Raw genomic sequence first — 11,489 nt, forward strand, 5'->3', positions numbered from 1 at the left:
CCGCGGTGCCTGGGCCGGCCGTCCGCCTCCCGACCCCGCGGCGGACGGGTGGGCGTGGCGCGAGCGTCCGGCGCCACCCAGCGTGCGCGGGTAGCCTCGCCGAGTGCTCAAGCCGCGTCGCCGGACGCTCCTCGGCGCCGCCGGACTGGTCCTGCTGGCGCTGGTCGCGGTGGGCGCCGTGCTCGGGCTGCAGCTGCGCTCGTCCGCGTCGGCGGCGCGCGACGACCTGGTCCAGGCGCGCACCGAGCTCGAGCAGGCCCGCAGCCGGGCGCTCGACGGCGACACGACGGGCGCGAGCACCGCTGTCGCCGCCGCCGCCCGGCACACCGCCGACGCGCGGCAGCGCACGGCCGGTACGGCGTGGTCGCTCGCCGCGCACCTGCCGGTCGTCGGCAGCTCGGTCACGACGGCGCGGGTGATCAGCGTCGCGGCCGACGACCTCTCCCGCCAGGTGCTGACGCCGCTCGTCGCCGCCAGCGCCGGCATCGACCCGCGCCGCCTGCGCCAGGGCGACCGGATCGACGTCGCGCCGCTGCAGCAGGTGGGTCCGCGCATCACGGCGGCCCTCGGGGCGGCCCGTACGGTCCAGGCCGCGCTCCACCGCACCCCCGACGACGCCCGCCTCGGCGCCGTGCGCGACGCCCGCACGCAGCTGCTCGGCTCGGTCGACCAGCTGGTCGCCACCCTGCGCGGCATCGACGGCGCCGCGGCGGTCCTCCCCTCCGCGCTGGGCGCGGACGGCCTGCGCCGCTGGCTCGTCGCCCTCCAGACCCCCGTCGAGGCCCGCGGCACCGGGGGCCTGCTCGGCGCAGCGGCCGTGGTCGAGGTCGACCACGGGCGCATCCACCTCGCGCGGGTCGTCATGAACGACGGCATGGACGTCCCCGACGACTCCCCCGTCGACATCGGCGCCCCCGCGGACTACCGCGCGCTGTGGGCCGCCTGGACCCCGCAGTCCGCCGGGATCAACTCGGGGGTCAGCCCGCACTTCCCGTACGCCGCGGCCACCTGGGCCGCGCTCTACCAGCGGCTCTACCACCAGCACGTCGACGGCGTGCTCGCCCTCGACCCCGAGGTCTTCCAGTACGTCCTGCAGGCGGTCGGCACGCCCGTGACGCTGGGCGACGGGCGCGTCGTGCGCCCCGAGCAGGCCGCCGACTTCGTCCTGCGCGACCAGTACGCGCTGTACCCGCGGCTCGCCGTGCGCGACGCCCGGATCCGCGAGCTGGTCGTCACCGGCTTCCGCAGCGTGCTCGCCGGCGGCGGGGACACCGGCGCGCTCGTCTCCGCGCTGCGCCGCGCCCTCGACGAGCACCGCCTGCTCGCCGGCATGCCCGGCGACCCGGCGGTCGACCGGCGGCTCCAGGGCATGGCCATCGGCGGGGCGCTCCCCTCGAGCGCCGCCCCCGGGCTCGGGCTCGTCGTCAACGACGCGGGCGGCAGCAAGCTCGACTACTACACCGGTCGAGCGCTGCGCTGGTCGCGCGACTGCAGCGCGGGCAGCCCCTCGGCGGTCGTCCAGCTCGAGCTCAGCAGCTCCGCGCCGCGCTCGGGGCTGCCGGCGTACGTCACCTCGCGGGTGGACCCCGGCCGGCACCCGCTGGGGCAGCAGCGCGCCTTCGTCTCCTTCTACCTGCCGCAGGGCAGCCGCGTCACGGGGGCGAGCGTCGGCGGGCAGCAGGTGGCGGCCCAGCTGGGCAGCGAGCGCGGGTGGGTGGTCGCCTCGGTCGTCGTCCTGGTCGACGCCGGCGCGCGCGTGCCCGTGCGGCTGCAGGTGCAGGGCGCCCTCGCGGCGCAGCGCCCGCGGGTGTGGGCGCAGCCTCTGGTCCAGCCACTCTCGGTCAGCACCGGCGACGCGCCGTGCACGAAGTCGTCCTGACGGGCGCGGGACGCGGCACGTCCTGGCTTGGTACGGTTCGGCAGGCGCACCATGGGGTGCACGCGGGGGCAGACCGGATGTCCGGGGGGAACACATGATCAGCAGTCGAGCTCGGCTCGCAGTGGCGGGGACGCTCGTGGTGGTGGGTGCGGCGGTCCCTGCGACCGCGCGCGCGGCGTACGTCCCGACGACGTCGCCGCAGGTCACCTGCAACGACAGCACGAAGACCGTCGTCGTGAGCGGCTTCTCGCCGACCTCGAGCGTGACCGTCAGCGTCAAGGGGGCGACGCAGACCGTCACCACCGACGCGTCGGGCACCGCGGGCATCCCGGTCGCCGGCAAGGACCTGAGCGGCAGCACGCTGACCGCGACCGGGCCCACGCCGCCGAGCGACACCAGCGCCACGGTCTCCTACACGGTCCCGGCCGGCCAGTGCGCCCTTCCGGCGCCCGCGCCGTCGCCGAGCGACGTCGTGGCCAGCGACACGCCCACGACCTCCGCCTCGACCGCGCCGACGAGCTCCGCCTCGGCCGAGCCGACGGAGAGCACCGCCTCCGACAGCCCGTCCAGCGCCCCGCTGGTGAGCAAGTCGGCCGAGCAGAGCCCGGCGGCCCTCCCGGCCCACGGCGCCCTGGCGCACACCGGTGGCGGCAACGCCCTCGCCCTCGGTGGCGTGGGCGCGCTGCTCCTCCTCCTGGGCGCCGGCACCGCCCTCCTCGCGGCGCGGCGCCGCCGGGCCTGACGCCCGGTCCCGAGCAGCAGCACCACACGACGCGCCGCTCCCCCGCCTCCGGGCGGGAGGGCGGCGCGTCGGCGTGAGACGCCCTGCCCGCGCTGGTGGCGCCCCGACCAGATGACCGCGACCGTCAGACAGCGACCGGATGAGAGCGAGCGGGTGACGGCCGACCGGGTGACGGCCGACCGGGTGGTGCCCGGACCAGCTGCGTGCAGCGGGTCCACGGCGCTCCCGGTCCCCCTAGCCTGGGACGGGCAGCGCTGCCGTACGGGTCGGAGCAGGCGAGGACGGGAGCACGGGACGTGGGGACGGACGGCGCGGCGCAGGAGCGTGCGCAGGCACCCGGGGGGAGCTGGGGCAGCACGACCAGCAGCGCAGCGCGGCTGCGCCCGGTGCTCGTGGGGATGAGCTGGGACACCCCCGGCGGGCTGACCCGCTACCTGCGCGACCTGCACGGCGCCCTCGAGGCCGCCGGCGCCGCCCCGCGGGTGCTCGTCCTGGCGCCCGCCACGGAGGCGCCCGCCTCCGCGCGGGTCGTCGGCGACGAGACCGCGCCCCTGGCGCAGCGGCTGCGCGGCTATGCCCGGGCCGCCGCCCGCGAGGACGCCGGGGTCGTCGACGCGCACTTCGCGCTGTACGCCGCCTGGCCGGTCCTCGCCGGCGCCTGGCGCCGCCGCCCGCTCGTCGTGCACTTCCACGGGCCGTGGGCCGACGAGTCCCTCGCCGCCGGCACCCGGCAGGGCGCCGCCGTGCGCGCGAAGCGGGCCCTCGAGGGCGCGGTCTACCGCCGGGCGCGCCGCCTCGTCGTGCTCTCGACCGCCTTTGCCGACCTGCTCGTCGAGGGGTACGGCGTGGACCGCGAGCGCGTCCACGTCGTCCGCCCGGGCGTCGACCTCGAGCGGTTCACCCCCGACCACGAGGGCGCCCGCGAGCGGCTCGGCCTCAGCGGCCCCGTCGTCGTCAGCGCCCGGCGCCTCGTGCCGCGGATGGGCCTCGACGTGCTGCTCCGCGCGTGGGCGCAGCTCCCGCCCCCGCCCGGCGCGACCCTCCTGCTCACGGGCGAGGGGCCCGAGGCGCCCGCGCTCGCGGCGCTGGCCGCCGAGCTGGGCGTCTCCGGCAGCGTGCGGCTGCTCGGCCGGGTCACCGAGGAGCACCTCGTCGACCTCTACCGCGCCGCCGACGCGTGCGTGCTGCCCTCGCTCAGCCTCGAGGGGTTCGGGCTGGCCGCGGTCGAGGCGCTCGCGACCGGGACGCCCGTGCTCGTCACCGCGGTCGGCGGGCTGCCCGAGGTCGTCGAGGGGCTGGAGGGCGGCCAGCGCACCGGCCTCGTCGTGCCGCCCGGGGACGTGGCGGCGCTCGCCGAACGGCTGCGCGCCGCGCTCGTGGGCGACCTGCCCTCGCGGGACGCGTGCCGGGCGCACGCGGAGACCTTCAGCTGGGCGCGCGCGGCGGAGGAGAACCTCGCGGTCTACGCCCTGGCCGCGGACGAGGCGGCGGGGACTGCGGCGCGCACCGCGGCGGCCAGCGCCGGTCCCGGCGACCGGCCGCTGCGCGTGACCTACCTCGACCACTGCGCGGCGCTGTCCGGCGGCGAGATCGCCCTGCTGCGCATGCTCGAGTCGCTCGACGGGGTCGAGCGCCACGTCGTGCTCGGCGAGGACGGCCCGCTCGTCCCGCGGTTGCGCGCCGCGGGCATCCGCGTCGACGTGCGCCCGATGGCCGAGGACGCCCGCGGGCTGTCCCGCGACCGCGTCGGCGGCCGGCTGCCGGTGGCGAGCGCGGTGGGGACCGCGGCGTACGTCCTCCGCCTCGCCCGCGAGCTGCGCGCCGAGCGGCCCGACCTCGTCCACACGAACTCGCTGAAGTCCGCGCTCTACGGCAGCCTCGCCGCGCGGCTCGCCGGCGTCCCCGTCGTCTGGCACGCGCGCGACCGGGTCGCCGACGACTACCTGCCCGGCCCTGCCGTGCGCCTCGTGCGCACCGCGGCGCGCTGGCTGCCCTCAGCGGTGCTCGCCAACAGCGACGAGACCCTGCGCACCCTCGGACCGCTGCGGCGGCCGGCGCGGGTCGTGCCGGACCCGTACCAGCCGAGCGTCGCCGCGACCGCCCGCGGCGGCGACGGACCGCTCGTCGTGGGCATGGTCGGCCGGCTGGCGCCGTGGAAGGGCCAGCACGTCTTCCTCGAGGCCTTCGCCGCGGCCACGGCGGGCAGCGCGCACCGCGCGGTCCTCCTCGGCACGGCGATGTTCGGCGAGGACGACTACGTCGCGCGGCTGCACCGCGACGTCGAGCGGCTGGGCATCGCCGACCGCGTGGAGTTCCGCGGCTTCCGCGAGGACGTCGAGGGCGAGCTCGCGGGCTTCGACGTGCTCGTCCACGCCTCCGTCACGCCGGAGCCGTTCGGCCAGGTCGTCGTCGAGGGGATGGCCGCCGGCCTGCCCGTCGTCGCCACCGCCGCGGGCGGGCCGGCCGAGATCATCACCTCCGAGCGCGACGGGCTGCTGGTCGCGCCCGACGACGCCGTGGCGCTCGCCGCGGCGCTCACCCGCCTGCTGGACGACCCCGGGCTGCGGACGCGGCTCGGCAGCGCCGCCCGCGCGCGGGCGGCCGACTTCGCACCGGAGGTCCTCGCCCCGAGGGTCCTCGAGGTCTACCGGGAGGTCCTCGCGTGAGTCCGAACACCCTGGCTCCGCAGGACGCGGGAGCTCGGACCATCAGCGTCGTCGTGCCGAGCTACCGGCGCCCCGACCTGCTCGTCCGCTGCCTCGACGGGCTGCTGGCGCAGGACCGGCCGGCCGACCAGGTCGTCGTCGTGCGCCGGGACACCGACGAGGAGACCCGGACCGCCCTCGAGGCGTACGTCGGGCGGGTCGACGTCGCCGTCGTCGCCGAGCCCGGCGTCCTCGCGGCCATGGCCCGCGGCGTCGACGCCGCGACCGGCGACGTCGTGGCCTTCACCGACGACGACGCGGTCCCGCGCCCCGACTGGCTGGCCACCCTGCTGCCGCACTACGACGACGCGCAGGTCGGCGGCGTGGGCGGGCGCGACGTGAACCACCCCGCGCCCGACGAGCCGGCCCGTACGGTCGCGGGCGCGGGGCGCTTCACCGCGTGGGGCGGCCTGCTCGGGTTCCACCACGTGGTCGAGGGGCCGGCCGGCGACGCCGACGTGCTCAAGGGCGTCAACATGTCGTTCCGCCGCCCGGCGCTCGCGCTGCCCCTCTCGCTGCCCGGCTCCGGCGCCCAGGTGCACTTCGAGGTCGCGACCTCCCTGCACGCGCGCACCCTCGGCTGGCGGCTCGTGCTCGACCCCGCCGCGGTCGTCGACCACTACCACGGCCCGCGCTTCGACGAGGACCAGCGCCACCGCCCGCAGCCCGTCGCGGTGCGCAACGAGGCGTACAACCTCGTGCTCTGCCTGCTGTCCTACCGCCCGGAGCTGCTCGTGCGGCGCGCGGCGTTCGGCCTGCTGGTCGGCGACAGGGCCACGCCGGGGCTGCTCCGCGCCGCGGCCGCCCTGGCGCGCCGCGACCCCGCCACGGCCGCGCGCCTGCTGCCCTCGCTGCGCGGCCAGCTCGCGGCGCTGCGCGACGTGCGCCGCGGCGTCCGGCCCGAGATGCCCGCGGGGACGAGCGCGGCTCCCGAGGACCGCTCGACGGCGCCGCTCGCCACGCTGCCCCGCCTGCGCATCCTCCACGTCCTCAACGACGTCGAGGAGCTCGGCAACGGCATCAACAACGTCACCGTCGACCTCGCGTGCGCGCAGGCCGACGCCGGGCACGAGGTCACCGTCGCCTCGCAGGGCGGGGGCTGGGCCCGGGTGCTCGAGCAGCACGGCGTGCGCCTGGCCGCGCTCGACCAGCGCCGCCGCTCGCCGTCCTTCGCGCTGGCGCCCGCACGGCTGCGGCGCATCGTGGCCCGGGTCCGCCCCGACGTCGTGCACGCCCACAACGTGACCGGCGTGCTGCTGGCGCGCGCCGCGCTCGCCGGCACCCGCGTCCCGCTCGTTGCCACCGTGCACAACGAGGGCCCCGAGGCGAAGCTCATGCGCTACGCCTCCGCCTCGATCGTGCTGAGCGAGGCCGGCCGCCAGCACCTGCTGTCGCAGGGCTTCCCCGCCCAGCGGATCCGGGTGCTGCGCAACGGCACCGTCGACGGCGCCCGCAGCCGGTCGCGCGAGCCCCTCCCGCCGCGCGGGCTGGCGCACCCCAACGTCGTCACGGTCTGCGGCATGAACAAGCGCAAGGGGATCCAGGACCTGCTGGCGGCGCTGCCCGCCGTCCGCGCGGCCGTCCCCGGCACCGTCCTCTACCTCGTGGGCGACGGCCCGGACCGCGAGGAGTTCGAGCGCCAGGCCGAGCAGCTCGCGCTCGGCGACGCCGTGGTCTTCGAGCGGTTCCAGCCGCGGCCCGACGCGTGGCTGGCCGAGGCCGACGTCTTCGTGCTCGCGAGCCACCACGAGCCCGGCGGGCTCGTGCTCGCCGAGGCTCGCGAGGCCGGCTGCCCGATCGTGGCGACGGACGTGGCGGGCAACCCCAACATGCTCGACGGCGGCCGCGCTGGCCTGCTCGTGCCGCCCGGCGAGCCGGAGGTGCTCGCCGCAGCCGTCGTGCGCGTGCTCAGCGAGCCCGGTCTCGCCGACCAGCTGCGCGCCGCCGCCCGCGAGGGCGTCGAGGACCTCACCGTCGGCCGGCTGGCCGACGACGTGGAGCGCGTCTACCGGGGACTGCTCGCCGGGCGCTGACGCCCGCGCCCCACCCCTCTCCGTGATCATGCACGTCCTGGGTCCCACGACGTGCATGATCACCGGCAGATGACGAGAGGACCCGGTCGCCCCCTGGGGCGGCCGGGTCCTCTCGTCGTACGTCCTCGCGGGGACCGCTCCGCGGCGTCAGGCCCCGTGCACGGTGCGCGTGACGCGGACCGCAGCGGCCTTCGTCTTGGCCTTGGCCCCCGCCTTCGCCGTCGCCTTGGGGGCGACGCTGCGCTTGTCGGCGAGCGCGACGGCGACCGCGGTGGTGTCGACCGTGAGCTTCGCGTCCGCCCAGTCGGCGTGGTCGAAGGCCGTGCCGTCACCGGCGTCGGTCACGACCAGCCGGACCGAGCGCAGGCCCGTGACGTTCGCCGTGATGGTGCGGGGAGTCGAGCTGCCCGTCACGACGCCGGAGTCGGCGATCTTGGTCGAGCCGTTCCACACCTGGAAGTCGACCGAGCCGTTCGCGCCCACCTCGTCGTCGACGCCGACCTTGGCGCTGAACGTGTGGCCGCCCGTCGTCGGGACGACGATCTCGGAGCCGGCGTGCACGCCCAGGCCCGTCGCGTACGTCGTGCCGCCGATCGTCAGCGTGCGCCCGTCCCCGAGGGCGCCCTCGCCGTTGCTGCGGTCCTTCTCGACCGGGCCCCACCCGTTCTGCACCGTGGTCCAGCCGAGGCTGCTCACGGCCACCGTGGCGGTGGTCGGCGCCGGGGTGCTCAGCACCGGGCTCGCCCAGTCGGCGTGGTCGTTGTTGCGCCCGTCACCGGCGTCGGTCACGACGAGGCGGACCTGCTTGAGGCCGCGGACATCGGCGGTGAGCGTCTTGGCGGCCGCGCCGCCCCTCAGCACGCCGGAGTCGGCGATCTTGGTCGAGCCGTTCCAGACCTGGAAGTCGACCGAGCCCTTGGTCCCCGACTCGGCGTCGACGCCGACCTTGGCGGAGAAGGTCGCGGCACCGCCGACCGGGACGACGACCTCCGAGGGGGCGTGGACGCCGAGGCCCTTGCTGAAGGTCTTGCCGGCGATCGTCAGCGTGCGGCCGTCACCCGCGGCGGCCTCGCCGTTGCTCCGGTCCTTCTCGACCGGGCCCCAGCCGTTGGCGACCTGGGTCCACGCGGTGCGCGACACCTCGGTGGTCGTGGTGGAGCCGCTCACCGGAGGAGCGGAGGCCGGCGGGGCGGTGGTGGGCGCCGTGGGAGCCGCGGTCGGCGTGCTGGGCGCGGGGGCGGAGGCGACCGGAGGAGCCGGGGCGACCACGGGCGGAGCGGCGACCGGCGGGGCCGGGGCGACCGGAGGCGCCGCAGGGGCCGAGGCGGTCGGCGCCGACGACGGGTCGATCTTGATGATCGCCGTCGAGGTGGACGAGTCCAGCGTCACGCTCTGCGTGGAGCTCGCGGAGGAGAGGGGCGCCGTCCCCGAGTTCGGGCGGTAGACCGCGACATCGGCCGGCCCGTCGAGGCGCACGGTCACGCTGGTGCTCGGCGGGTTCAGCACCGAGGAGCCGTTGAACTGCGGCTGCTGCTGCCACACCGCGAGGTAGAACGTGCCGTCGCGCTTCTCGAGCAGCAGGGAGCGCGTCGAGCTGTCGCCACCGTCGATCGAGTAGTCCAGCGCGCCCGGCGTGAAGGCCGGGCCCTTGTCGGTGAGCAGGCCGATCATGCTCTGCAGCGCGGTGTACGACGGCTTGGGGGTGCCGTCGTAGCGCAGCAGGCCGAAGTTGGACTCGAACAGCGGGTCGCGGAACTGGTCGAGCAGCTCGTAGGTGAACGTGCGGGAGATGCCGCCCGCGTAGTGCTCGAGGAAGAGCCGGGGCAGTGTCGTCGCGACCTGCGCCTCGGGCATCGTCGCGTACGGCGCCTGCTGGGTGCCGGTGGAGAAGCCCGTCTCCGTCGCGACGACCGGCTTGCCGGGGGCGACGATCGACCAGTTCCGCTTGACCGTGCCGATGATCTGGTCGGTCATCTCGTACTGGTTGCCGGGGTAGTCGTGGCTCGTGCCGGCGTCGACGTACGCGGACAGGTCGCCGAGCGCCTGGTACTTCGAGGTGTCGTTCGTGTCGGCGAACGACGGGGCGAGCACGGGGATGCTGCGCGTCGCCGGGTCGCCCTTGACCGCCCGCGAGACCTGGATCGTCCAGTTGCGGGCGTACGCCGCCCAGTCGCCGCCCTGCGTGTCCCACTCGTTGAGCGACTCGACCGCGTCCGCGCCGGGGACCAGCTGGTTCTTCACCATGTCCTTGAGGGCGGCGGGAGTCGCGTTCTGGCGGGGGTCCATCACCATCGTCACGCCGATGCCGTACTTCTGCAGGCGGTTGCGCACGAAGTCGCTCGCGTAGGCGGAGCCGGTGCCCCAGCCGTCGCGGATGTGGCGCACGCCCAGGTCGGCGAGGCGCTTCTCGACCATGTCGTAGTTGCCGTACGGCGTGTTCGTGTAGGTGAGGTGCGTGGCCACACCGATCGAGTCGACGAAACCATCAGCGGAGAGCGCCTGGTGCGCCGGGAGGACAGCAGCAGAGGCGTTCGCCGGAATGGCGACGAGGGCCGCGGCAGAAGCAGCGACAGCGGCAGCGGCCGTCGTCAGTGCACGAGTGCGGAGCATGGGGATCCAGGTCTTCCTGTGGGGGGGCTAGCGCGTTCGCACGCGCTGACAGGAAATGGATCGCCCCACGGGAAGTCCCGCTGAATACCTCAACGGGGTGACCAGGGTCCCGGTCCTCTAGGCCGAAAGGCTCAGCCTGACCAGGGGACATCAGCAGGCTGTCGTGAGGCGCTCACCCGTGTGGGGGAGGCGCCCCCATGATCGTCACACCTCAGTGCGTGAGGTGGAGCAGGACGACCTGGTCCGGGACGCTCAGGTCCAGCGCTGAGCGGTCCTCCAGGCGCTGCTGGGGGCTGGTCCCGCCGAAGGTCGGCGAGAGCACGTCGACGTCGTACGGGCCGCCGAGCGAGACGTGGACGGGAGCGCTGGTCTCCACGTCGCGGCCGTCCGCGAAGCTCTTCACCTCGAGCCAGAGCGCGACGTACCAGGAGCCGTCCCGGTCGTCGTACAGCGTCGTCGAGCGCAGCGCCGCCGTGCCGTCGACGGTCACGTCGGGGACGGGGACCGTGCTGCGCCGGCCCTTGTGGCCGAGCACCTGGACGAGCGAGCGGACCGCGGAGAACGCGGGCTTGCGCGAGCCGTCCGCGCGCAGGAAGAGGTCCCAGTCGTCCATGCCGACGTCGTAGAGGTAGAGCCGCTGGACGCCGGCGGCGTAGTAGTCGAACAGCTGGCGCAGCGCGTACTTCGCGCTCGCGCGCTCCGAGACGCCGCCCTGTCCGGTGCACCCGTGCGGCCGCAGGTCGTTGCAGTAGCCGGACTCCGTGGCGACCACCTTCCCGCTGCGGCAGAGCAGGCTGGAGTCGGGGATCCACATCGAGCCGAGCTTGTCGTCGGGGAGGTTCTCCGACCCCGGGTAGCTGTGCATCGCGGCGGCGTCGCAGTCGACCCGCCCCAGGGCGTTGGACCGCTTGGCATCGGCGAGGGCGGGACTCAGCACCTGCAAGGAGCGCACCTGCTCCTGGAGCTTCGAGTCATCAGAGCGGAATCCCTTGACTCCCGACCAGATCTCGCGCTGGAAGGTCTGCACTCCACCGGGAAATGCCTGCCCGTCATAGCTCAGCTGCGGATTGGCATCCCATTCATTGGGGCCTTCCACACCGTCGAGAGCGTGAAGGACGGGAAGCACTCCGTCCTTCACCACCGAATTCCCGGAATAGCCGTCGCGGGGGTCGAGGACCATCATCGAGGTGATGCCGAACGAGTGGTAGAGGTCGAGCACCTTGTCCTGGAACTCGCGACCGGAGCCGCCCACCCGGACGTGCTTCACCCCCAGATCGCCGAGCACCGCGCGCATCTGCGGGTAGTGCTGGGCGGAGTAGACGAGCTGCGCGGCGACACCGATGGAGTCGAGGAAGCGGCTGGTCGTGTCGTGCGTCGGCGGTGCCGGCACCTCGTCGCGCCGGTGGGAGCGCACACCGACGGCGAGGGCGAGGCAGAGGGCGACGACGACGACCGGGACGAGCAGCGCGGAGGAGGGACGACGGGGGCGCGTCCCCCGGTGCCACGGAGCCACAGCACGT

At 75.6% G+C, this 11,489-nt stretch carries 6 protein-coding genes; 4 read left to right on the forward strand and 2 right to left on the reverse strand.

Features of this window, described 5'->3' with window-relative positions; all coding sequences use genetic code 11:
- The first annotated feature begins 103 nt into the window (after positions 1–103).
- The 4 genes from EV189_RS13920 (at position 104) to EV189_RS13935 (ending at position 7,359) form a co-directional block, all read left to right on the forward strand.
- Positions 104–1,879 carry a DUF4012 domain-containing protein gene (locus EV189_RS13920; RefSeq protein ID WP_130493524.1) on the forward strand — a complete coding sequence of 592 codons (1,776 nt, stop codon included), beginning with the start codon at positions 104–106 and terminating at the stop codon, positions 1,877–1,879.
- A gap of 94 nt (positions 1,880–1,973) precedes the next feature.
- Entirely contained in the window at positions 1,974–2,621 is a 648-nt protein-coding gene (locus EV189_RS13925) for a hypothetical protein (protein WP_130493525.1), read from the forward strand.
- Positions 2,622–2,917: 296 nt separating this feature from the next.
- Positions 2,918–5,287, forward strand: a complete 2,370-nt coding sequence (locus EV189_RS13930) for a glycosyltransferase family 4 protein (RefSeq protein ID WP_130493526.1) — start codon at positions 2,918–2,920, stop codon at positions 5,285–5,287.
- Positions 5,284–7,359 (forward strand): glycosyltransferase, encoded by a 2,076-nt coding sequence (locus tag EV189_RS13935; protein ID WP_130493527.1) that lies wholly within the window; start codon positions 5,284–5,286, stop codon positions 7,357–7,359. Before EV189_RS13930 ends, EV189_RS13935 begins: the two co-directional genes overlap by 4 nt.
- A 147-nt stretch (positions 7,360–7,506) precedes the next feature.
- Here EV189_RS13935 and EV189_RS13940 read toward each other — a convergent pair whose 3' ends face one another.
- Together EV189_RS13940 and EV189_RS13945 are read right to left on the reverse strand one after the other, a co-directional pair.
- The gene (locus tag EV189_RS13940; RefSeq protein ID WP_130493528.1) at positions 7,507–9,969 is read right to left on the reverse strand and encodes an NPCBM/NEW2 domain-containing protein; all 2,463 of its coding nucleotides are present in this window, start codon (positions 9,967–9,969) and stop codon (positions 7,507–7,509) included.
- Between the two features lie 211 nt (positions 9,970–10,180).
- A complete protein-coding gene (locus tag EV189_RS13945; protein ID WP_130493529.1) occupies positions 10,181–11,482 on the reverse strand; it encodes a hypothetical protein in 1,302 nt (433 codons plus the stop codon).
- Positions 11,483–11,489 lie beyond the last annotated feature (7 nt).

The sequence above is a fragment of the Motilibacter rhizosphaerae genome, from assembly GCF_004216915.1.
Classification (GTDB): Bacteria; Actinomycetota; Actinomycetes; order Motilibacterales; family Motilibacteraceae; genus Motilibacter; species Motilibacter rhizosphaerae.

Bases quoted from the DNA above. Each gene is read 5' to 3' on its own strand.
- EV189_RS13925 (WP_130493525.1), top strand. From the start codon at position 1,974: ATGATCAGCAGTCGAGCTCGGCTCGCAGTGGCGGGGACGCTCGTGGTG.
- EV189_RS13940 (WP_130493528.1), bottom strand. From the start codon at position 9,969: ATGCTCCGCACTCGTGCACTGACGACGGCCGCTGCCGCTGTCGCTGCT.